Here is a 24,357-nt window from a genome sequence, read left to right as displayed (position 1 = left end):
GGGGCGTTTAGCCCGTGCTGAGTCATGAGTGCTGAGTGGGGAATCTCACTTTTTTACTCAGAACTCGGAACTGGCTCAACGCCCCACTAACGAAACTGTTTTCCCAATGCCCAATGCCCCATGCCCATGATGTTGATTTATTCTTTCAGTTTCTCAAGCAACTGAATAACACTATGCTCAAATCCTCTATTTCGCTCTTGAACTGACTCAATCAACGGTTTATTAAAAAGATTAATGACATAGTTACCTAATTGAATACCTAGAGGTCTTAAATGTCCACCTACAAAACTTTTCCGAAAATATTGAGGCGGCTTTTGCAGAATATTAGTAAACCATTCACAGGTCGATTTAGCAATATTGTCTGACTTGAAACAGACTAAACCCATGATATTAAATAGCCCACTATCCTTGATTAAGTTCTGGGTTTCTTCAACAGTTGGTTTCACACCCCAACCCAAATTATCGATGATATCCGCTAAAAATTGAGGACGAATTGCACTCCCTGTGTCAGCAATAGCAGGTGCTAATAGGATAGAAACCTGCCCTTTAATAAAGACACTGTTAAATTTGATATCCTTATGCACATAACTATAAATCAAGTTTTTCACTTCAGCCGTTTTTCGCGTTAGTTCCTCAAAGAGATTGTTAATATCTGCAACGACACTTTTTATCTGTGACTCATCGGCAGTATGAGACAGCAGATTACGAATAAACTGTTCTCTATCTTGAGGGTTTGGAGGTAGAGCAGTAAATCCTTCTAACAAAGAGATATATTTACAACCAAGGCTATGTCCAATCCAAGAAAAGTTCTTATCATCTAGATAGGCTTCATAATCATATTCTGCAACACTTGCCATTTTCACAAGCTCTGGCAGAATTTCATACTGCTCTCTCATGAGAAAACCAGCTTCTACATAATGATTAAAAGTAAAATTAAACGGCAGAAGGATGATTGTATATCCCTGATCGAATAAACATTGAAGCAAATAGCGATAAAAAAGCATGGGGCCAAAAGTACCAAAGAAAGCCCCTGCAATAAATTGAATTACTCCTTTAGGCTGTGGATGTAGAGCAACCCAACTGTGAGAAACAGGTTTAAATCTCAGTTTCAAATTTGTATTTACCATGACTTAGCAATGAGTACATCTCATTTTGGTAGGTGTATACTTAATCTCCAAACTGAAATTGCTGCTTTTCGGATTCTTTAAGAGGATGTTTGAAAAGTCCTCTTGTCGGCATCAAAAATTTTCGATCCCCCTAAATCCCCCGATATTATATTTTCCAAACAAAGATTCAATGACATCAGAACATTTGACATACTCACCGAGAAAGAAGGGTCGGTGATTCGGGAGTAATAAGTAATAAGTAATAAGGAATGAGTAAATACCCATTACTCATCCACTCATTACTCATTACTCATCCACTCATTACTCATTACTCATTACTCATTACTCATTACTCATTACTCATTACTCATTACTCATTACTCATTACTCATTACTCATTACTCATTACTCATTACTCATTACTCATTACTCATTACTCATTACTCATTACTCATTACTCATTACTCATTACTCATTACTCATTACTCATTACTCATTACTCATTACTCATTACTCATTACTCATTACTCATTACTCATTACTCATTACTCATTTTAGTTACACCTTCAAGGAGGGTGCTAGGGCTAAAGTTTTCGTAAGATCAGCAAGGAGAAAGCGATCGCAGAGGTTAAACATTTCTACCTCGGTCTGGGTATGTCGCATTAGCCGTAGGAAATGACCCTCAGCGTCAACACTCAGGGCAATGTAGTTGAGGAACATTTTGAGATAGCCTACGCGCGATCGCACTGGCATAGTTGCCGCTGTGGGAGTTTGCCATAAACGATCGATATAGTTGCGTACCTCTACTAAAGGAACGGGCGTGATCGTCTCGAAGCGCAAAGCCTGCCGAATTTGATTAAAAAGCCAAGGATTCCCGATCGCCCAGCGTCCCACCATCACACCCGCCGCGCCCGTTTGAGAAAGCACTTCCACAGCTGTTGCCGCAGAGTCGATATTGCCATTGGCAAGCACTGGACAATGAACCCGTTTGACTGCTTCAGCAATCAAATCATATTTCACTGCCCCGTGGTACATATCTTTCACGGTGCGACCATGTAAACTCAGCAAATCAATGCTGTGGCGATTGATTATATCTAGAATTTTGTAAAAGTTATCTGTATTTTCAAAGCCTAGGCGCATCTTGACCGTCAAAGGTCGATCATTCACAGCAGAACGCAGTTCTCCCAAAATCCGATCCACTTTTTCTGGTGAGAGCAACAATCCACCCCCAACATTTTTGCGATAGATTCTAGGTGCTGGACAGCCCATATTCAAGTCAACTCCAGCGATATTATAGTTGCAGAGTTCCTTTGCTGTTCTCACTAAATCTGGAATGCTTTCGCCAATCATTTGAGCAAAAACGGGGCGACCCGTGTCGTTTTCGGTGATTGCTGTCAAAATGCCACGATTGAGCCGCGAGGTATCATTCACGCGGAAATACTCGGTGAAAAAGTAATCAGGACTGCCGTAGTGGGCAATCACCTTCATAAACCAGAGGTTTGTTACATCCTGCATGGGCGCAAGAGCCGTGAGGGGTAGGTCTGGATGCAACGATTGGGGGAGTGATACCTGGGACATAGAGATGAAGAGGGTTCGACAAAGCATTACTCTATCAAAAAATAGTTACTTGTTAGGAACTGCGAACATAAAACACCCTAACGCCGGATTTCTCACCACACCTCTTAAAGCCTGCGCTTGTGCAGGGGAGAAGTGAGAAGTAATAAGTAATGAGTAATAAGTAATGAGTAATAAGTAATAAGTAATAAGTAATAAGTAATAAGTAATAAGTAATAAGTAATAAGTAATAAGTAATAAGTAATAAGTTTTTACTCATAACTCATAACTCATTACTCATTACTCATTACTTCTCCTCTGCTCCATCAAACGCCTTAAGCTTGTGAGAAATGCGGGTAACGCGAACAAGGTATCAAAATCAGACTAACTGCCCAGTACTTCACTGATTTGCTCTGCCAGTTTCAATGGACGGAAAGGCTTGGCAAAAATAGCAGCAACATCCAAATCAGTAAAACTCTCTCGATCTGATTGCTGAAATTTGGCTGTTAATAAAATTACTGGAATTTCTTTAGTGGCGGGGTTAGCTTTCAGTTGTTGCAGAGTTGCACGCCCATCCATATCAGGCATCATCATATCTAGTAAGATGACATCTAGTTTATGGTTAAGAGCTACGTTTAAGGCTTCTTGACCAGAACTAGCTGTCAAAACATTCCAGCCAGCACCCATTTCTAATCCCAACTTTGCGATCGCCCGCACATCTTCTTCATCATCAACAATCAAGATATTTTTGCTCATAATGACACTCTTCCACGATGTATGTGCTGATTTGCTTGATCGCTCTTGAGATATTCTAAAGCTAAATCGGGGAAAAGCAGGGGAGAATTAAACAGTTAGAAGCCATTTATTAGAAAGCTGGTAAAGGTAACAGTACATAAAACGTGCTACCTTCACCCAAAATGCTCTGAACCCAGATTTTACCGTTATGTTGCTGGACAATATTTCGGCAAATAGCCAGTCCTAAACCTGTTCCTCCTTTTTTGCGGGAGTCGGATGCATCTACCTGCTGAAAGCGCTCGAAGATTAGTTGCAATTTATCTTTAGGAATTCCTCGCCCTTCATCTCGGATAGTAATTAGCAGGAAACTGGGTAATGGAGTACTTTGTGTTGAAGAATGGTCATTTTCTCCCAACCCAACAACCTTGTGTTCTGCGAGTGTGGCACTTATCCACACGGTATCACCTGGTTCAGAAAATTTGATGGCGTTACTTATTAAGTTGGTCAGAGTTTGCAGTAGGCGATCGGGGTCTGCCCAAAGTTCAATTGTTAGAGGATGGACAATCAGTTTAACTTGCAATTTATCTGCCATTGCCTGCATTGTTTCTGTTGCCATAATCAGCAGGTCAGCAGCGTTGCACTTCACCTTCTGCATGAAGATTTTGACTGATTTCATCCGCTCTAAATCGAGAATATCATTTATCAATCGGATCAGGCGTTCTGTATTAGTAGTAGCAATGCTCAGAACTTTTTGTCCCTGTTCAGTTAGAGTTCCTAATTGTCCTGCACCCAATAAATCTAACGCTCCCATTGTAGAGGTTAAAGGTGTACGCAATTCGTGACTAACTAGAGAGATAAACTCGTTTTCCAAGCGTTTACGTTCGGTGATGTCGTTGGCAATTAATAAAGCGCATTGCACCCCACCCAGGTCAATCAATTCGATAGATAGCAGTATAGTCTTGACCTCTCCAGACTTGGTAGAAAATTCAAATTCCTGATTATAGAGTGACCCAGTATCAGATAAAAGTTGGATGGTCTGAGCGATCGCTACTGCATCCTTACCTAAATTAAGTTCAGCAACCGTATCACCAATCACTTCCTCTAGACAATAGCCGCTCATTTTCAAGAAACTGGGATTGACATCAATAAAACGAGCTTCCGAAATTGTGGCGATCGCGATCGGATTGGGACTAGAGCGGAAAACTTTAGTAAACTTCTCTTCTGCTTTGGCGCGATCATAAATTTCCTGCTGCAACCGCTCATTTTGGGCTTGGAGTTGTTGTTGCAGCTTCCAAATGGTCAAGTGATTTTCAATTCGTGCTAAAACTTCTTCTAGTTGAAAAGGTTTAGTGATATAGTCCACGCCACCAACTGCAAAAGCTTTCACCTTATCCAGCACATCACCCAAAGCGCTGATAAAAATTACTGGAATTTCGCGGGTGCGATCGTTTGCCTTCAGATGTTGGCAGACTTCATAGCCATTCATCTCCGGCATATTCACATCCAACAAAATCAGGTCTGGGGGAACTGCATTTGCCCCCCGTAACCCCGTAGAACCTTTAGTTACGCTGCGAACTTTATATCCCTGTTCCGTCAGCATGGCAGATAGGAGGTTCAGGTTTTCTGGCGTGTCATCAATCACCAGTATGTCTGCTTTTGGCAAGTTGAGTGGCTCTTTAGGCATGGCAATATCGACTTTAGCCAGAATAGGCTACTAATTCTTTCTAGAAATTTTAACCTTAGTTCTATGTCTTAATAATCAGTTACAAAAAAAATATCAATTACCCATTTATCTCCCCTAGTTCTCCCCGATTAATTTCTAATGTTAAAAGCATCAAATCAAGTTTGTAGATTACACCTACCCAATTACACAACAGGAGTAACTTGTATGCAAAGTTCAACCATACGTAAACCAACTATTCTTGCACCAGGAGAAGGTAATCAATTCTCAATTCTTGGTTCACAGTTCACAACAAAAGTAACTGGGGAAGAGACAAATCAAGCTTGGACAATTTATGAAATTACAGATACAGAAGAAAATGGCCCGCCACTGCACACTCACCCTTGGGAAGAAGCATTTTATGTTCTAGAAGGGGAATTAGACATCCAAGTTGGTACAGAAACAATTTTGGCATCACCAGGCTTTTTCGTTAACATTCCTCACAATGCACTACACGCCTTCAAAATTCGTTCTGCTACTGCTAAATTTCTGGTTTTAATTTCACCTAAAGGCGCAAAAAACTTTTATGAAGAAATGGGTAAAGTAGCAGATAGTTCATCGTTAAACATGGAAAAAGTACAACCTGTTTTGAACAAATATGGATTGCAATTTCTTGCGTGAACCTTTAGATGTAGGGCGCACATCTGTATGTCCCTACTGAGAATTGCTATATATAAACACGCAAACTTCGCGCTCTAAATCGCTTTAGTTGATAAATAAATCTATTTCTACAAAAGCCAAATGTACTCACTAACAAACAACCAACTCTATTCCATACCAAAAGCTGTCCGCTTTTTCGCTTCTAGTGCCTTGAGTTTGGGACTCACCGCTAGCCTTATTTTTTACCCAAGCGCGAGTCAGGCAGGTAAAAACGATACTGGAGTCCCTGCCGAACTCCAGGGCGAGTGGCGGTATGGTCGAATCTCGTCCATCCAATACCAAGATAGTTACACAGGGCAGTCAGCAGCCCCGAACGGTTCTAGCGATCAATTTCAACTCGCATCTAACGGAAACTACAAGCGAAATAGGTTACTTCAAATCAACACTTACAACTGTGCGTCTAACCTCTTCATAGAGGAAAAAGGCAAAGTTAAGATTGAGGCTCAACGCCTGACTTTCCAACCCAGTGACAGCACATCCAAAGGGCAAATTTGCAATAGCGGGCGCACTTACTCCAGCCGCAATACAGCAAAGCCTGAGACTTATCAGTGGTCGATTGAGACGAATGAGTACGGGCAGCAAGTTCTAGTGCTTGAGACTGCCGATGGTAAAGGTAAAGCTCATTACGGGCGACCTCAATAAGCTAATAAGCATTAGACCTCTTGCAAAAACATATTTTTGCAAGAGAGGGAAAAGGGTAAAGGTTAAAGGGAAAGGATTTTGAGTTTATTTACCCTTTTCCCCTTCCCCTTTACCCCGACTTTTGCAAGAAGTCTATTTAAGAGTTAAGCTTTTTCTTCCCCTAGTTCTCCCCGATTGTTTCCTAATTTATAAAATATCGAACTGAGGTTATTCCATGATTCACCATATTTCAATTGCTGTTAGAAACCCTAGTCATGTTGCCCAAGTTCTGGCAGAAATCTTAAAAGCGCAAGCTGTTCCATTTCCTCCTAACCCAGGAAGCTATATGGTTATACCTTTTGATGAATACGGCACAGCCATTGAACTTTATCCTTTAGGCTCTCAAATTGAACCTGGTGAAAATGATGAAGAATGCGTATTTGTTCATACTGCAATTACCTCTATTTATACAGATATTCATGCAGCTATTTCTGTACCCATCAGTCAGAAAGAAATTGAACAAATCGGTGTCCGTGAAGGTTGGCGTGTAGTGCGCTGTAACCGCGATTCTTTCTTTGATGTGATTGAGTTCTGGGTAGAAAACAGATTAATGATAGAATTGCTAACACCAGAAATGGCATCTCAATATTTGAAATTTGCCACTCAGCAAGAAAATCTGAAATATTTTGCCGCAGAACCAGCTTTAGCCGCAACTTGTTGAAGGAGGCAGGAGGCAGGAGGCAGGAGGCAGAAGGTTTTACCTCAGTTGGAGATTCAAACCCCTCCTGAAAAAGTAGCCCCAAATTTTCAATTTGGAGTTCTTGTCTTAAACCCTTTCCCTGATTGGTCGCGGTAGAAGGCAGAGGGCAGTTTTCCTCCTGCCTTCCTTGATAAATATTTACAGCAATCCTATTTGTTTGCAATTCTCACAAACAGCATATCTGCAACTTCTCAAATAAATCGGGGATCTTGTTGACAAACCAGTTAAATTATCCAATTTTTAGCTCGAAGAGAATTATTCAGATTCTTTCTTCCCCTGCTGACACAGCAATGCAGGGTGGTTTCATACAAAGAAAGAAAAAACCTTTTGGATTTGATTGGCTAAAGCACGTTGAGCTTGAGGGATAGTGCGAAAACCAAGGAATTTGGCAAGAGTGATGAAAAAATTATGTAAGATTGCCCAGTTAACTGGAGCATTACCACCTTGTCGCAGTGGAAAGTCTTCTGAAAAAGTGACATCGCGAACCCAATGGAGTCGGTTTTCAATTCCCCAATGTTTCTGGGTGTCCGACCTCTATCGCTTTGAATATCTCCCTACTTTGTATCTTGGGAGACACTAATGAAAATTCTTTGAGATGCACCGTGCTTGATTTCCATTTTTGGAAACAATGTCTATCTTATAGCTATTCGAGCCTTAACTGAACCGTATTGAAATAAAATGACCAATCCAAAATTCTATAAGAATGTCATCATAGTTAAGGTAAAAACATTCTGGAGACAAGACAACGGTTTACGCACGCCCTTTAGCACGGTTAATTGAGCAACTGCAACGCCTACCGGGAGTTGGCCCTAAATCTGCCCAACGACTGGCTTTGCATATTTTGAAGCGACCAGAAGCAGAAGTAGAAGCTTTGGCACAAGCTTTAATTGAGGCAAAAAAACAGATTGGTTTGTGTTCTGTTTGCTTTCACTTATCTGCTGAACCTGTTTGTGAAATTTGCCGCAATGCCAACCGTGACAACAATACTATCTGTGTTGTAGCAGATCCTCGCGATGTGATTGCGCTGGAAAAAACCCGCGAATACAAAGGCAAGTATCACGTTTTGGGTGGAGTGATTTCGCCAATTGATGGAATTGGCCCAGAACAGTTGACTATCCTGGCTTTGCAGCGCCGGGTAAATCAGCAAAAACCTCAAGAAGTAATTCTTGCAATTAGTCCGAGTGTGGAAGGGGAGACAACAACACTATATATTGGTCAGTTATTGAAACCATTTACCAAGGTGACGCGGATTGCTTTTGGTTTACCTGTGGGTGGCGATTTGGAGTACGCAGATGAGGTGACTTTGGCGAGGGCCTTGGAAGGACGCCGGGAATTGGATTAGGTTTGAATTAAACTTTGGATTACAGAGAATTTTGAACTACACTATTCTTCACTTCCTACTCTTTCCTTAAGCAAATCTGCAATTGAGGTAAGTAATTCAGTTGGTTGGACTGGTTTGGCAATATGCTTCTGAAAACCAGCTGCTAATACTAGATCGCGATCGCTTTCTCCAGCATAGGCGGTAAGGGCGATCGCTGGAATTTCCCCACCCTTCTCCTTTGGCATGGCTCTGAGCAGCCTAATCAGGCTGTAACCATCTATCTCTGGCATTCCTAAATCACTGATTAATAAATTAGGTGCAGTCTGTGCTATTAAAGCCAGCGCCTCAGTTACCGATGCTGCAACAGTTATCAACGCCCCATTCTCTTGTAGCAGAAAGTGCAGAAACTCCCGTGTGTCAACATCATCATCAACAATCAATATTCGTAATCCACAAAGAAGTGACGAGTTAAATTTCTCTCCTGCTCCCCCTACTTCCTCTACTCCCTCTACTCCCTCACTTTCTTTCATCACAGGCAGTCTAATAGTAAAAACTGCTCCCTGTCCAATTCCTGGACTAGCTGCTGTTGCAGTACCACCATGCAATTCTACTAAGTGACGGACTATTGCTAATCCTAGTCCCAATCCGCCAAATTTCCTAGTTGTGCTGCTATCGGCTTGACGAAAATATTCAAATACGTGGGGTAGGAATTCGGGGGAAATACCTTGACCTGTATCTTTAACTTGAATTAAAGCTGAGTGGGAAGTCAATTCACGACTCAATGATAAGTTGACTTCCACTGAACCATGCGGGGGAGTGAACTTGACTGCGTTCGAGAGTAAATTCCCCACAACTTGCTGTAAGCGATAGTAATCGCCTAATACTTTAACAATATTGGGGTCAAGCTGGATTTTGATCTGGATGGATTTGGTTTGCGCGATTAACCGGACTGTTTCTAATGCAGCATCAATTACAGATGCCAAGTTAACAGTGGCAAAAGTCAGGTTTAACTTACCGCGAATAATTCGGGACACATCCAGCAACTCATCAATTAATTGAATCTGCAATTGAGCATTTCTTTCGATGGTTTCTAAAGCACGATTTGTAGTAGCTTCATCAAATTTGCGGCTTTTGAGTAGAGATGACCACCCTAGAATGGGGTTGAGTGGCGATCGCAATTCGTGAGAGAGAATGGCAAGAAACTCATCTTTATTCCGATTTGCCTGTTTGAGTTCCTCCGCTTGTTGTCTAAGTGCCTTTTCCAATTGCTTCCTGGGGGTTAGGTCAAGAATAAAACAGATCCAAGACGCCGGCTCTCGCTCCACCAAAGCACCACCGATTAATATGGAAATCCGGGAACCATCCTTGCGGATGTATTCTTTTTCAAAGGGAGTACATATCCCAACCGTTAAAAGTTGCTCTATCCCTTGCTGATCTAGAGCATGATATTCCGGTGGGGTCATGTGTTGTCTGCGTACCTTACCCGCCAATAGCTCCTCTCGCGTGTAACCCACCATTTCTAAAAAAGCCTCATTCGCCTCAGTAATGTAGTTAGGAGTGGCGAACATAATGCCAATAATGTTGGAATCAACTAACCGCCTTAATTGAGTTTCGCGCTGGCGCAAATCATTTTCTACCTGTTTGCGCTGGGTAATATCCTGAGCAATACCCGTCAAACGTACTGCCTTACCCTCGGCATCATAAAAGACGCGACCTTTAGCAGCAATCCAATGAATGCTACCATCAGACCAAAGGCTGCGGTATTCAATGTCACAGTCAATCTTTTCTTCAACAGAACGAGCGATCGCTTCATCGACGCGTTGACGGTCTTCTAAATGTACACAGTTGAGGAAAAACTCATAGCCTATTTCGGCTTCTGGAGCAAGTCCAAACAACTGCTTACATTTCTCTGTCCAAATTAACTCTTTGGTATTAATATTCCAACACCACATACCCAGTTCAGCAGCGGTAGTGGCCAGCCGAATCCGTTCTTCACTCTCGTGCAGGTTTGTTTCAATTTGTTGGCGTTCCTGGAGCGCAGCTTGGCGTTCGGTAATATTAGTAGTAGCACCAACTACCCTAACTACCTGACCATTTGCATCCCGGACTGCAAACCCCTGGTCTAGCACCCACAAATAATGGCTATCCTTGTGACGCACCCGATACTCGATGCTATAACGGTTGCCATTGGCCATACTAGCCATGAACTGGTCATTAACTCTTTGTTGGTCATCGGGATGGATGAGTTTTTGCCACCACTCGAAACTCGGTTCAGCTTCTTGTTGTGTGTAGCCAAAAACCTGGGTTAAACCCTGAGTTCTTTCCACAGTATTTCTATGAATTTCCCAGTCATAGATTAGGCAATTAACTGCTGCTGCTGCTAGCTCAAATCTTTCATTACTTTGCCGTAGGGAAATTTCTGTGCATCGTCGTTCTGTAATATCAAAAGCGATTCCCAAAAGATATTGGGGCAATCCATCAGCAGTTCTGCTATATACGGTGTCATAGCTACAAAACCATCGCCAATCTCCATTAGCGTGTCGAATTTGGTATTCAAAGCTGAGGACTTCGCCCTGACGAGTAGAATTAAATTTTTCAAAATAGCTAGGGAGTCGGGCTAAATCTTCAGGGTGTAGAAGTTGGGTAAATAACTCCTTTCCCATTGCCTGGATTTCTGCTGGCGTGTAGCCCCAACCTTGAGCAATTTCGTAATTAGCGTAAGAATTTCGCTCCTCAATTAGGTCATAAATGTAGAGTATCCCCGGAAGAGTACCAGCAATTTGTTGGAACAGACGGTGACTATCCCACACTGCCTGAAATTCATCTGCATCAACTTGTTGAGTATCTTCTCCACAGTTACAGTTCTCTTCAAGCTGGGCGTGCTTAGATTCGGTAATATCCAAAAAAGTTGTGACGATCGCATAGGGATTGCTTCCTTCAACTTGGAACAGAGGTTGGGAGGACAACAATAGCCAGACTAGCTCATTATTTTGCTTATAGAAGCCACACACCACCTTCAAACAAGGTTTACCAGTTTTCAGCGCAACGATCGCTGGGTGAGTCTCACTAAGGAAAGGAGAGCCATCTTCATGAATAAATTGCCACTTGGGATCAAGGAAGTTTTGCCCCACAAGCTGCTCTGCTGTCAGTCCCAGAATGCGATCGCCAGCGGCATTGCAAGCCTGGATAGTGCCATCAGCCAACTGAAGCACCATTCCCTCTTCTCCACTGGCTACTAGCGAATCACTTGCTTTTTTACTAACTTGCCGATGCAGCAGCTTATCATTAGCCAGCTGGTTTTGGGGCTTTTCCGCGTCTGGCATTCTATAAAGTTAAATAAATTTAAACTTAATCTAAGATTCAGCGGCTCATGCTTACATAAATTTTAGGGCAATTTCTTCCACATTGAGACTGAATATGCCTCCTGCCTCCTGCCTCCTTCAATGGAAATCCCTTACAAATAATTTTTTACCTTGGAACTGGTACTTGGTTAATTACCGACGCAATTACCGCATCCATTTGTAAACCATCCAGCATTGCTTCTGGTTTCAAAATCAGGCGATGACGTAGCAGCGGCGATGCAACTGCTTTAACATCATCTGGTGTGACAAAATCTCTTCCAGTTAACCAGGCTAATGCTTGGGATGTCTGCAACCAAGCACCGGCAGCGCGAGGCGATGCACCCAAAGTTAAATCAGGATATTGACGCGATGTTCTCACCAACGCCAACAAATAATCAACGATCGCTTCTGATACTTTAACTTCTTTGACTGCTTGTCGTGCTTGCAAAATGTCGGCTACTGTTGCGATTGGTTTCAAACGGCTAATATCCAAACGCCGTGCTGCAAAACCCGCTTGACGATTCAGTAACATTTGCTTTTCAGCAGCTTGATCTGGATAATCTACCACCAGCTTAAATAAAAATCTGTCCAACTGCGCCTCTGGTAAGGGATAAGTCCCCTCAAATTCCAGAGGATTTTGGGTTGCAATCACCCAAAATAAATCTGGTAAGGGCAAACTTTCACCATCCAGTGTTACCTGCATCTCTTCCATCGCTTCCAGCAGCGCCGCTTGCGTCTTGGGAGGAGTACGATTGATTTCGTCAGCTAGCAGCACTTCGGTAAATATTGGCCCTTTTTTCAAAGTGAAATTGCGGCTATTTAAGTCAAAAATATTTGTACCAGTAATATCTGAAGGTAAAACATCTGGTGTTAGTTGAATCCGGCGAAAATCCCCTTGGATTAATTGCGCCAACACTTTTACTAAGAGAGTTTTACCAGTTCCCGGTACTCCTTCTAAAATTACGTGTCCACCCGCCAGCAGTGCTACTAAAAGTTGTTGTATGAGGCTAGATTGTCCGACAATAACTTGATTAAGACCTTGACCAAGCCCGATTAAGATAGGATGAGTTTCGCTCATTATTTTTATTAATAAATAACCAACACAGAGAACAATTCCAAAAAAATAATTACGAATTACGAATTACGAATTACGAATTAATCTAATGGTTCGCCATTTCCCCAACCAGCTTAACAGTTCTCGTTCGCTGATGGGTTGTTTGCGAGATTGTAGCTTTAAAACTGCATCTAATTCTCCTGCACTTGCGCCTGTTTTTTCTATCCAGAAATTGATTAAGGCTTGGCGTTCTAAAAGTACCTGCCCTAATCCCAAAGCTTTTTGGAGTTGTAGTTGTTCTTCTTTACCCACCATCTCTACAACAAAGTTGGTGGTATCAGCTTTCTGCAATACTCCCGCTAAAGCTTGGATGTATGCTTCGCTGTTATCTGCTACTGGTGTATCTAAAGCTACTGGTTTGCCAAAGCGGCGATTCTGTGCCCAAGTTAGTACTAATAGCAGGATACCTACCTGTATCAATATTGGAAATAAAGGAGTTTTAGCAAAAAAACTAAATAAATTTCCTTCGCTTTCTTTCTTTCTGACATCAGCATCTTTATAGCCGTGGATGTATTCATCGACTAATACTGTGTTGCCTTTTTCAGTTACTAAACTGGCTAGATACTTGAAATTACTTAAATAATCTTGGTAGGCGTTGGCGGCTAAATAAGGAGTGGTAGAAAAAATCACCTTTCCTTGTTTGTAATTTTCTTCCCAGACAACAGCACCAAAGCGATCGCCTAAATCAACTTGTTGGGAGTTAGCTTTTTTATATCGTCTACGTGTATCAATTTTAATATCACCTTGGGGAGATTTTTGCATAGTGCTAAACTCTGCTTCTGTAACCCGTGCCCCAGCCCCCAAAATTACTAAAGTATTCCCTTTTTCTACCCATTCACGCTCTTGATTATCTAGTGTCGTCTCCCTTGGATAGCCGCCTACCTGTAGTAGAGTAACTGGGCTGTTCTCTGGCTGAATATCACTAAAAGGCTTTTGCCAGCGCTTGATAGAAGTTCCCTGCTGTTGCATAAAAGCATACCAAGCACCATAGCCATCAGGAGCGCGGTTATAAGTAGAGCCAGTGTTAAGTTTAGTATTATTGGGAGCTGCAACCAAACTAAGTAAAACGATCGCAGCGAGTGCGATCGCTCCTATCCAAGCAAGGCGATTTGAACGTTTCATACTATAAATGACTTCGTTTCAGTATCACTAGTGCTAATACTTACTTATTTTTCCGGTAAAGTCAAAAATATAGTTAGTTTTTTTACACCAGTTTTGATTTAATTGGAAGTTGCAAAAAACCCCACCCTATGTAAGGAATGGGGTTTATACGGTAACTAAGGCTATTTAACCGCACATAGATAATATCAGATATGACAATTGCCAGCTAGGTTAGGACATAAACTGATGGTAAAATCCAGACACCAAGAGACTTTCAAGCCTATTGCCTATCCCCTGCTATATCAATCAAATTGCATAAGCGATCGCCCCGATACAACAATAAAACCCACAGAATCAAGCCTAATCTGAGGTTGGCGAATTCCTTCAAGAATGGCTGCATTTAACGCAGTTTCTATCTTCAATTCTTCAGCTAATGCATTATCCCAACTTTGCTGGTTCAAACGCAGGCGTAATTGTTCTACTCTATTGGCTAATTTCTTTTCGGCGACATTAGCACAATTTTGGCACAATTCAATAAAATCGGGACGATTGGAAAGTAATTCCGCAGAAGTATTACGCACTTGATAGCAGAAATTTTGCCACTTACTAGGGTCAACAAAATCGTCAATAATTTCTAAGCGCTCTTTTGCTAGATTGTAATCTCGTCCTTGATTATTGTTTTTATCTTTATATGGACGTTGCAAAATACTTAAGAGGGCTTTATCCTCAACAACACGTATTGGCTCATTGCGACCATCAACATAGATAGTTTCTATAATTGGCGGAAATAAAGCATCAACACGTCGCTGCAAGTTTTTGAATTGAGAATTATCTAGTTTGTTATCTAGTAAAACTTGTTTGGCATTTCTTAAATTTGCTTCGACTACATAATTGCATTGAAAACCGAACCACTCTTTTCCTTCTTTCGCATCCCAAGATGCATCAGTGCGCCACATCGCAAAGGCTTCACCTCGGTCATCCCAATTTATATAGTTCCAGAGTGCTTCGACAAATCCTTCCCCAACTCGAAAGAGTTTAACACCAGGATTCTGGTTTGCTATTCTGCGATTATAAGTACCAAATTGGTCTAGATAACTATCAGCAAAACGGTTTTTTAACTCATTGATGGGAACCAATGTCCGCGTTGAGGGTTGATAACGTCGCATATCTGATGAATCTGGATTGTTGAGTCCTCTGAATCCCAGCGCGTCACAAATCCAGCCTTCAATGGCTCGTTTCATTTCTAGATGACAAGCATCGTAATTATCTAGCTCTTGAAAATACTCGGTGGCAATTTCATCGTTAGCGTCAATTTCATCTAGGGCATTTTGTTCGCTAATTTTTGCTATTTCAGTTTCAATTTGCTCTTGAATTGGTGAAATCATTTCTAACAATCCAGCAGCACTTGATTGAAACAAAGTTGTTTCCAATTCTGCAAGTTTCTCATCCACATAAAACTGGAGACTGGCAATTGATTGTTGGAAAATACCAAACCCATCTTTTAATACTTTATACCAAGCATTGTGAGGGCTATCTTCCAAATATGGGCCAATCAAGGCGCAGGATTGGATGCCAATTTTACTGCCAATGCGGTCAAGTCTGCCAATTCTCTGTTCTAATTGATTAGGCGACCAAGGAAGGTCAAAATGAATTAACCAATCGGCAAACTGGAGGTTACGCCCTTCTTCTCCAGAGCGATCGCATACTAAAATAAAGCAGTTTGGGTTATCCTTGAACCTATTTAAGCCTTCCTCAACCTTGTCTGGTGATTCTCCAAATTGATGGCTAGCTATTGTCTCTGCACCAAAGGTATCAGATAAATACCGGACAATTTCGCCACAAGTTTGCACAAAACTGGTAAATACAATAAATTTGGGCAGAATATCGCCAGTAATTGGTCTCTTGATTCTTTGCTGTATCCTCGTGATGAATTCCTTTTGATTCTTCCGAATGTTTGCGGGAATTTTGAAGTATGTACCTAACTGATTCAGCAGGACTGTTTTCAAATTTTCCCTCCGTTCTCCGTCCTCTTGAGGTTGACGAATAATTTTTAGGAAGGATTGCAAAATCTCTTCTTCCCCTGAGAATTTGGGGGTTGTAGTTAAGATGCGAACATCATCTTCTTTAAACTCCTGGATGAGTTTAGCATGAGGTTTACCAGTTAAACGGGCGGTAATTACCTGTTCTAAAATCCCTAACCAAGTACCAGCAGCTAGGAATAACAGCAGAAAAATTCGCTGATATTGCTTGTCACGAGGAGCAACACTACGCCATTGATTGAGCAGTTCGTGAATATCAAGCGATCGCTCGTCCAAATCATACTCTTCTTTCGGCGTAAAATTGCGGTCAAAGATCACATCTTCCACCGCAGCGCGACGGTTGCGAAGCATTCGGCGATGTAGTCGATAAGTATCGCTGACGTGGACACGAATCGCTTGGACGATTTGCTCTTGCTCAGTAGAATTTGTTTGTAAACAATTTTCTAAATCATCCGCCAGCTTCAGTAAATACTCATCCTCAGTAAAGAGGTTTCGTAGTTGCTGCAAGTTGTTTTTGAGAATCAGAGGTTCCGCACCTTCTTTAAAAGAAAGGAGAACTTTACCAACTTGCTGACGGCTTTCTACTTTGGCGCGAAAACCTTCTAAATCACCAATTTTATAGGTTGTTGGGTCAAGCAAGTGCAACATGGCCAGAAAATCCTGCTCATGGTTGAGAACAGGAGTGGCAGATAATAAAAGTAAGCGATCGCTTTTATGAGCAATTTCTTTGCAAGTCTGAAAACGCTGGCGCACTGTTGCATCCTTAGAGGTCGCCATTGCCGCGATGTGATGGGCTTCATCTAAAATTAAGCAGCCTATCCTTGCTTTCAGGTTGATTTTATGGATATCTTCAACCGCCAGCACCGCTACCCGTTTGCCAAAATGGGAAATGTAAAACTTGTTTTCTAACTCAGTCCGCCATTGTTTAAGCAAATATTGCGGAACTAATACCACCGCCCCTTTTTTCGGTTCATCCAGGAGGAACTGACGGAGAATCGCGCCCGCTTCGATGGTTTTTCCGAGTCCCACCTCGTCTGCTAGCAAGTAGCGCTGAATTGGGTCTTCCAGTACCCGTCGCACAACTTCAACTTGGTGAGGATAAAGATTGATATTTGCCGAAATCAATCCTGTCATCCCGCGACTCACAGCGCGTTGCTTAATCAATGATTTCACGAACGCCAATCTTTTATCGTGGAAGTAGGGCGTTTCGTGACCCTTCATCGCCAGAGTTTGGATGGGGTCTGTATTTGGGAGATTACAACGAACGTAAATATCTTCTTCAGAAGCGATCGCAGTTTTCTTGTCTGGTAAATCAATTTGATACATTTCCGTATCTTCATCCCAGATGAAAACTCTGCCAACTATCCATTTATCCTGGGTTGGGGACTTAATATAGCATCGAGCCTGGGGTTCAAGCCTGACCTGAGAGAGCGAACTTACAGGTAAAGTTTTTTGAAGACGTTGCCCTATAGAGCAGAAATACTCAACATTTGCATTGGCATCAGATATTTCGGTAACTTTTCCGATACCCAAATAGTTATTCTGGGACTGTACCAATAAACCAAGCTTAATCATAGATCCAGTCCCCTGAACACACTAAAAGAACCTTCCAGACTGGTTTTTTAACCCATATCTGGAAATTTTGTCGATCAACATTATAGATAATAAACTGGTATTACAGTTTTTCGTTTTAGCGATCGCTATGCTTTTACGAAGATACAAAAGCTTACTCAAAATCAGCATATTTGTGCTTTTACCTAAGATTACTGACTTTTGAGTATAAATTCATCTTCCGATTGATAGACTCAGCAACATTCAAGTCTGGCATATCAGTTTGAGACTAGGCTTAACCTCAAGAATATCCATTTAAACTCGACAAAGTACTTTAGGCTTAATTTAATTTCATCTAGGCTGATATATAGGATTGATATTTGATTTCTGAAAAAACTCAGTACAACTAAGAAGCCTTCTTGACTGTTGCCTGTTGCCTATTGCCTGTCTACGCAAATTCGTTCAGAAATCAAAGCGGATTCCTATATAGCTCGATAGATTCACGTTTTACCTTGATCACGCCACGATACAATTAAGGTAATGTAGTTTTATTTACGATGAAGAAAGTCAGAGACAACACAATTAAGTTAAATCAATTTTTAAAGTTGATGGGTATCGTGCCAACTGGAGGCCAAGCCAAACTGATGATTCAAGGTGGCGATGTCCAAGTAAATGGTATGTTAGAAACCCGACGAGGACGGCGACTAGTACCAGGTGATAAAGTGACAATACAAGGACAGACTTTAGAAGTGAATTTAAACAACAATGAAGATGCAGATGAAGTAATAGATTTAACTGAACAAACCGAGTAAAGAAAGTTTATCCAAAATTTAAAAGTTTCTCTTTTTCCTTGTGAGTAATGCTGCAAATTTCCAACAAAGTTATTATCCCACAGACTGATATTGAAATTACTGCGATTCGCTCCCAAGGAGCCGGAGGCCAAAATGTTAACAAGGTTTCCACCGCGATCCACTTGCGCTTCGACATTGTGGCTTCGTCATTACCCGACTATTATAAACAACAGCTTTTAAAGCTGAACGATCGACGCATTACTCAAGAAGGAGTTGTCGTAATCAAAGCCCAGGAACACCGAAGCCAAGAGAATAACCGGGAGTCAGCCTTGAAACGACTTCAAGAACTCATTCAAAGCGCAGTTGTAGTGACAATAAAACGCAAACCCACCAAACCAACTCGGAGTTCTCAAAGAAAGCGCCTTGACTACAAAACTAAGCGCGGACAGGTTAAATCTAACAGAGGACAGGTGACAGATTGTTGATGCATCGATTATTAGTAGAAAATATACGTATTATTCAATGTTAAAAAATATGAATAAGACATTACTAAAGATTTTGATGTTTGGGCTTTTAATCTTGTTTATCTTCTCTCCCTTTGCAGCCCTTGCTAGTTTAATGCTTGTACTGTTAGTTGCGGCGTTTTTCTTTTTACTAGGAGATGTATTTCAAGCAATTATTGGTGGTGATCCTGGCTCTAAAGAGTCATAAGAGCAAAATTCTCAATGAAAATAGGGATTTACAGGACAAAGCTGGTTTCAAGCTGCGATCGCTGTAGCATAGACAGTTTTCAATATGTCACATCATGAGTTGACATATATAATTGTTTTCTCAACCAAAAATTAAATAATTGTAATACCGATTACCTGTGAGGTTGCATAGAAAAAGTTGCTTGAGAAATTTATCTCACCAAGTCTAATTTTGTGTGGCTCACAAAGAATTTGTATAACTATTAATACAAATCAAATCTCTAAATATGTATCTATGCTAATCAAAAATGTCTCTTTTTTGGGGCATGATATTATTTGAATAATGCTCTATTATTTAAAATAAATACCTAAATTCTAGTTAAGAGGATGTTTGAAAAGTCCTCTTGTCGGTAACAAAACGTTTAGATCCCTCTAAATCCCCCTTCAAAAGGGGGACTTTGACTCTGGTTCCCCCCTTTTGAAGGGGGGTTAGGGGGGATCAATGAGTACTTAAAATCACAGTAAACTACTTTTCAAACAACCTCTAAGGGTGAGTAATAATTATATTTACTTGGTATTGATACATTGAGTACTAATAAAGCTAAACTAGATAAAAGGAAAATTAAAAAGTTAGCATTCACAATATAATAAGTGTTAACAAAATAATTTTTTATAAACTTCATAACAGCCTAAACACTTTTTCATAGTTACCTTAAAGCAGAATATATAAATGCGGATAATTGGACATATCAACTACAAAAGGTACTAACCATGAGTTCCCGCGCACTGCTGTTAGTAAATCGTCATGCCCGCCAAGGGCAAAAGGGTCTGTCGGAAGCGATTGAATATCTGAAGACACTCGACTTTGATTTAATTGAGGAATCTACAGAAAATCCCAAACATCTTGCTGAAGTTATACTTCGCTATCAGCATCAAGTTGACTTCGTAATTATTGGTGGAGGAGATGGCACTCTAAATGCCGCAGTAGATGCTTTAATTGATACTCAGTTACCTTTGGGAATCTTGCCTCTGGGAACTGCAAACGATCTAGCAAGGACTTTGGGAATCCCCAATTCCCTTAGCGAAGCTTGCAAAATTATTGCAGATGGCAATTTACAGCGCATCGACTTGGGTTGTGTAAACGGCAAGCACTTTTTTAACGTTGCCAGTCTGGGATTGAGTGTAAAAATTACCCAACGACTTACCAAAGAAGTCAAACGCCGTTGGGGAATCTTTGCTTATGCCGCTACTGCATTGCAAGTACTTTGGGAAGCTAGACCTTTTTCTGCTGAGATTGTGATCAACGGTGAATCGGTTCGTGTCAAAACAGTGCAAATTGCTGTGGGTAACGGCCGCTATTACGGCGGCGGTATGGCAGTGGCTGACGATGCCACAATAGATGACCAAAGGTTAGACCTTTATAGCTTAGAAATTCAACACTGGTGGCAAATTATATTATTACTACCCGCAATGAGACAAGGACGACATATACATTGGGAGAATGTGCGTTCTCTTCAAGGTCAAGAAATAAAGGTGTATACTCGCAAACCGCGCCCTATTAATACAGATGGTGAAATCACTACTTACACTCCTGCTCATTTTCGGGTTATACCTAGAGCTATATCTGTTTTAGTACCCTCAAAAATCAGGAGCTAGGAGTCATTCAATTTTAGATTTTAGATTTTCCTTCAATCCAAAATCTAAAATATCTCCCTCTGCTACAAATGTGGGAACTCGCATCAACTCACGCCAAATGCATCTGAGATTTTCTGAAGATATAAAGTCCCTGTTGCAACGCCTAGCAGAACAACCACTGACTCTAGGTGATATTCTGGCAGAAACCTCAGAACGAGGCTTCAGCCTAGTAATTACATTATTAGTTTTGCCCTTTTTATTTCCTATGCCACCAGGTTTAACTGGGCCTTTTGGTGCTGCTTGTTTACTGTTGTCAGTGCAAATGCTTCTAGGTAGGCGATCGCCTTGGCTACCCAAAAAAATCGCTAACTACCAATTTCCTCGTCCCTTCGCCCAGTTGCTTTTGCAAAATTTGGGACGTCTTACCAAAGTTTTCCAGAAAATCGCCCGTCCCCGATTGCCAAAAATAGCCCATAATCCTTTAATTTGGCGAATTAATGGGTTTTGTCTTTCTTTGTTAACAATATTACTAATATTACCAATTCCGTTTACAAATCCCATTCCCACTATAGGGATTTTACTTTTGACTGTTGCCACTATCGAATCGGACGGTTTATTAATTTGCATCAGCTACGGCATTACTGCCCTGATTACCTTGCTATTTGGATTTCTTGGTTATGCAGTATGGTTAGCTCCCAGTTTGCTGCCATCTATATTTAAATAATAAAAGCCCTCAACTAAAAGCTGAGGGCTGTAATTTATTAGGGTGCATCTACCATTTATTAATCCGCTTTATTTATTGTCATATCCGGGTAAATTAGATTTTTGACAAAATTTAGTTTTCTTACGCATCCAAAATATCAGCAATAAAAAAGCCTTCAACTAAAAGCTGAGGGCTATGATTTAATTAAGGTGCATCTACCATTTATTAATCCGCTTTATTTATTGCCATATCCGGGTAAATTAGACTTTTAACAAAATTTATTTTCTTACGCATTAAAAATATCAGCAATAAAAAAAAGCCCCCAACTAAAAGCTGAAGGCTGTGATTTAATTAAGGTGCATCTACTATTTATATATCCGCCTTAGTCCTTGCTGCATCAGGAAGAATTGAAAAAAAATGGATGGCTGTAGAATTGATTTCGTTAGCTACAACGCTAGTACTAGTACAGCAGGAAATAAACCACCCATTCCCAATCAACAAAACCCTTACGCTGTCTTCATTTTTAATTTTTAATTTTTAATTTTTAATTTTTAATTCCGCCTTGTGGTACTAGCCTCAATAAAGATCACCTACGGTTTTTGACTACGTAATCATTGACCTACTTCACAGTAATTTTACAAATATCCTGATTTTCCTCTGGATACACAAAGTTTCTGTTAATATCTCTGATCGGATATCCGCAATAGTACGAATTTAGTTTATTAGTTGGGTATATGACTATAAAAGTTAGACACACCCAACTTGATGAAGCGATCGCAATTTCTATTAGCCCTTGCTAGTCTTAGTATTGTCGGGGGAAGCTTTTTTCTGAGAACAGCTTTTAGCAGTACTAGCCAGCCTAAAATAATAACTGATACATCACGCTACAAAGAAATTCGTAATCAACTATGGTCTGATAATGACCAAGTAAAACATTTTCCTCATGAGATTCCCACTGATGCCAAAGGTGTTCGCATTGCTTACTCCCCCAAATTTTTGCAAGGAAGTGGTTTTTTTCAAATTAGGCTGAAAGAGCCGCCAAAAAAGATAGAAAAATTACTTTCACAATACAGAAGTAGTGCAAAGCACAAATATAGGGGTGGAAACACAAACGACCACATAAACCAGCCTAACGGTGTGCCGACAACTTTCTTCTACACCAGTGACTCTCCTGCGGAATCTTTTCCAGCTAATTATGAAATACTGGTATTAAATACAGAGGACAAAGGTAGACCTGGCTTCAAATGGAATCATGGAGATAGCTACGGCGTTGCTATTAATAGTGCTGCTTCAGAAATTATTTATTGGTCTGAAAAATGGTAATTAGCAATTTCAAATAAATTTGAATCATCATGATAAAAATCATTCATTCTTTAGGACATCATAATTCAGAAATAATACCTAAATGAGTGATTTCATACAAGAAGAGAAAAACTAAAACTGGGTTTCAAAGCTTTAACTCTCCTTGAAGAGAGGTTTAGCAAGGCGTAAAAAGCCATTCCACAAAACGAGAAATTAAGACTTGTGTATTTTTCTTTTTTTGTATGAAACCACCCTGCCGATGCCTTGGAGAGGTTGGGAGGCAATATTATTTTGGATAAAACCAACAATCTCTCTTTTAGTCTGGGGAAAAGTTAAAGGGTAAGGGGTAAAGGTAAATTCAAACCATTTCCCCCCTAACAGAAAAGTATTGGGTTAAGAGGGGTAAAAATAATGTGCAGCTTCACAGAGAATTGGTATTAGGAAAAGAGAAGTTTTGAGTGAAGGCTTTCTCTACTTAGGCTTTATTAGTAGCTACGGCTTTTACTCTTTTGGGTATATAACTTTGGGTAGTTAAAACTTATAGCCAGCATAGTTACTATTTTAATAGTGCTTAAAAACTATCTGAATATGTAGAATGTCAACTGCTTTAATTACTGGTGCCTCTAGTGGTATTGGTAAAGCCTTTGCTCAAGAACTAGCCGCACGCAAGACAAATCTTGTACTTGTTGCTCGTTCTGAGGAGAAACTAAACCAATTAGCTAAAGAATTACGAGAACAATACAAAATTCAAGTAGACGTTATAGTAAAAGACCTCACCGAACCTGATGCAGCGGCTAGTGTGTTTGATGCCACTAAAGTAAAAGGGTTAATCATTGATTTGTTAATCAATAATGCTGGTCTTGGTTACTATGGGGACTTTGCTGAAAGTGATGGAGGAAAACAAGTTAAAATTGTACAATTAAACATTTTAGCATTGGTAGATTTAACCCATAAATTTCTCCCGTTGATGCGTCAACGTCGCTCTGGAAGCATTATTAACGTATCCTCAATTACGGCTTTTCAACCGATACCATACCTTTCTGTTTATGCTGCCAGTAAAGCTTTTATTCTCAGCTTTAGTGAAGCACTATGGGCAGAAAATCGTCAATATGGTGTACGTATTTTAGTTACTTGTCCAGGGCCAATAGAAACAAACTTTTTTGCAGAAGCTAATTTTCCTCCAGCGCTAGCAAGTAGTACAGATAAAGTGTATTCTTCCGAAAAAGTAGTTTGGGAATCTTTAGAGGCTTTGGAAAAAGGGTATCCAACTGTTATTAGTTCTGATACGAAGACTCAAATTAGAAGCAAATTATCTCGGCTTGTACCGCGTAAACTTCTGCTGAATATGTTAGCAAAACGCTTTAAATCCTAATACCATTTCTGTTTGAAGATGTGCCTATAGGACAATACGCTTGGGTTAAGGGTTATTGGTATAGGTAATTGGTCTTTGAAGATGCGATAAATTGCGTCTCTACATGATGGTTTTAGGCTTATCTGAACTGTATTGGCCTATAGGACTGATGCAAAACTAAAGACTGTAGCGACAATTCATGAATTGTGGCTACGCGAATAAACCGTAGCCTCACATACAATTGGTATAAGTATATACTTACA

Annotated in this window: 19 protein-coding genes; 11 read left to right on the top strand and 8 right to left on the bottom strand. The window is 40.6% G+C overall.

Annotated elements, in window-relative coordinates:
- Positions 1–137 precede the first annotated feature (137 nt).
- The 4 genes from ACWATR_RS26085 to ACWATR_RS26070 all read right to left on the bottom strand — a co-directional run bounded on the left by ACWATR_RS26085 (position 138) and on the right by ACWATR_RS26070 (position 5,079).
- Positions 138–1,127 carry a DUF1350 family protein gene (locus ACWATR_RS26085; RefSeq protein ID WP_460338727.1) on the bottom strand — a complete coding sequence of 330 codons (990 nt, stop codon included), beginning with the start codon at positions 1,125–1,127 and terminating at the stop codon, positions 138–140.
- A gap of 537 nt (positions 1,128–1,664) precedes the next feature.
- Positions 1,665–2,684 carry a tRNA-dihydrouridine synthase family protein gene (locus ACWATR_RS26080; RefSeq protein ID WP_460338725.1) on the bottom strand — a complete coding sequence of 340 codons (1,020 nt, stop codon included), beginning with the start codon at positions 2,682–2,684 and terminating at the stop codon, positions 1,665–1,667.
- A 360-nt stretch (positions 2,685–3,044) separates the two neighbouring features.
- Positions 3,045–3,416, bottom strand: a complete 372-nt coding sequence (locus ACWATR_RS26075) for a response regulator (RefSeq protein ID WP_460338723.1) — start codon at positions 3,414–3,416, stop codon at positions 3,045–3,047.
- Positions 3,417–3,525: 109 nt separating this feature from the next.
- Positions 3,526–5,079: an ATP-binding response regulator gene (locus ACWATR_RS26070; protein ID WP_460338721.1), complete on the bottom strand. Its 1,554-nt coding sequence runs from the start codon at positions 5,077–5,079 to the stop codon at positions 3,526–3,528.
- A gap of 204 nt (positions 5,080–5,283) precedes the next feature.
- Between ACWATR_RS26070 and ACWATR_RS26065 the strand changes: the two genes are divergently transcribed.
- The 4 genes from ACWATR_RS26065 (at position 5,284) to recR (ending at position 8,498) form a co-directional block, all read left to right on the top strand.
- On the top strand, positions 5,284–5,736 hold the full coding sequence (locus ACWATR_RS26065) for a cupin domain-containing protein (RefSeq protein ID WP_460338719.1): 453 nt from the start codon (positions 5,284–5,286) through the stop codon (positions 5,734–5,736).
- Between the two features lie 120 nt (positions 5,737–5,856).
- Entirely contained in the window at positions 5,857–6,417 is a 561-nt protein-coding gene (locus ACWATR_RS26060) for a hypothetical protein (RefSeq protein ID WP_460338717.1), read from the top strand.
- Positions 6,418–6,631: 214 nt separating this feature from the next.
- Positions 6,632–7,117 (top strand): hypothetical protein, encoded by a 486-nt coding sequence (locus tag ACWATR_RS26055; protein WP_460338715.1) that lies wholly within the window; start codon positions 6,632–6,634, stop codon positions 7,115–7,117.
- A gap of 823 nt (positions 7,118–7,940) precedes the next feature.
- Positions 7,941–8,498 (top strand): recombination mediator RecR, encoded by a 558-nt coding sequence (gene recR, locus ACWATR_RS26050; protein WP_069073197.1) that lies wholly within the window; start codon positions 7,941–7,943, stop codon positions 8,496–8,498.
- Between the two features lie 41 nt (positions 8,499–8,539).
- Here the strand turns inward: recR and ACWATR_RS26045 are convergent, their stop codons facing one another.
- The 4 genes from ACWATR_RS26045 to dpdE form a co-directional block, all read right to left on the bottom strand.
- Positions 8,540–11,800, bottom strand: coding sequence for a hybrid sensor histidine kinase/response regulator (locus ACWATR_RS26045; RefSeq protein ID WP_460338713.1), 3,261 nt, complete (start codon positions 11,798–11,800; stop codon positions 8,540–8,542).
- Between the two features lie 145 nt (positions 11,801–11,945).
- A complete protein-coding gene (locus ACWATR_RS26040; protein WP_460338711.1) occupies positions 11,946–12,896 on the bottom strand; it encodes an AAA family ATPase in 951 nt (316 codons plus the stop codon).
- A 63-nt stretch (positions 12,897–12,959) separates the two neighbouring features.
- Complete coding sequence (locus ACWATR_RS26035) at positions 12,960–14,054, bottom strand: DUF4350 domain-containing protein (RefSeq protein WP_460338709.1); 1,095 nt, start codon at positions 14,052–14,054, stop codon at positions 12,960–12,962.
- A 281-nt stretch (positions 14,055–14,335) separates the two neighbouring features.
- On the bottom strand, positions 14,336–17,647 hold the full coding sequence (dpdE, locus tag ACWATR_RS26030; RefSeq protein WP_460338707.1) for a protein DpdE: 3,312 nt from the start codon (positions 17,645–17,647) through the stop codon (positions 14,336–14,338).
- 533 nt (positions 17,648–18,180) lie between these two features.
- Here dpdE and ACWATR_RS26025 point away from each other — a divergent pair.
- The 7 genes from ACWATR_RS26025 to ACWATR_RS25995 all read left to right on the top strand — a co-directional run bounded on the left by ACWATR_RS26025 (position 18,181) and on the right by ACWATR_RS25995 (position 24,115).
- Entirely contained in the window at positions 18,181–18,435 is a 255-nt protein-coding gene (locus tag ACWATR_RS26025) for an RNA-binding S4 domain-containing protein (RefSeq protein WP_460338705.1), read from the top strand.
- A 47-nt stretch (positions 18,436–18,482) separates the two neighbouring features.
- The gene (gene arfB, locus ACWATR_RS26020; RefSeq protein ID WP_069068197.1) at positions 18,483–18,899 is read left to right on the top strand and encodes an alternative ribosome rescue aminoacyl-tRNA hydrolase ArfB; all 417 of its coding nucleotides are present in this window, start codon (positions 18,483–18,485) and stop codon (positions 18,897–18,899) included.
- Between the two features lie 49 nt (positions 18,900–18,948).
- Positions 18,949–19,125: a hypothetical protein gene (locus ACWATR_RS26015; protein WP_460338703.1), complete on the top strand. Its 177-nt coding sequence runs from the start codon at positions 18,949–18,951 to the stop codon at positions 19,123–19,125.
- A 749-nt stretch (positions 19,126–19,874) separates the two neighbouring features.
- Positions 19,875–20,759, top strand: coding sequence for a lipid kinase (locus ACWATR_RS26010; protein ID WP_460338701.1), 885 nt, complete (start codon positions 19,875–19,877; stop codon positions 20,757–20,759).
- 97 nt (positions 20,760–20,856) lie between these two features.
- Positions 20,857–21,462, top strand: coding sequence for an exopolysaccharide biosynthesis protein (locus ACWATR_RS26005; protein WP_460338699.1), 606 nt, complete (start codon positions 20,857–20,859; stop codon positions 21,460–21,462).
- Positions 21,463–22,206: 744 nt separating this feature from the next.
- Positions 22,207–22,764, top strand: coding sequence for a hypothetical protein (locus ACWATR_RS26000; RefSeq protein ID WP_460338697.1), 558 nt, complete (start codon positions 22,207–22,209; stop codon positions 22,762–22,764).
- Between the two features lie 574 nt (positions 22,765–23,338).
- Complete coding sequence (locus tag ACWATR_RS25995) at positions 23,339–24,115, top strand: SDR family NAD(P)-dependent oxidoreductase (RefSeq protein ID WP_460338695.1); 777 nt, start codon at positions 23,339–23,341, stop codon at positions 24,113–24,115.
- Positions 24,116–24,357 lie beyond the last annotated feature (242 nt).

The organism is Nostoc sp. UIC 10890, from assembly GCF_054786515.1.
This window is presented reverse-complemented; position numbering and strand designations above follow the sequence as displayed.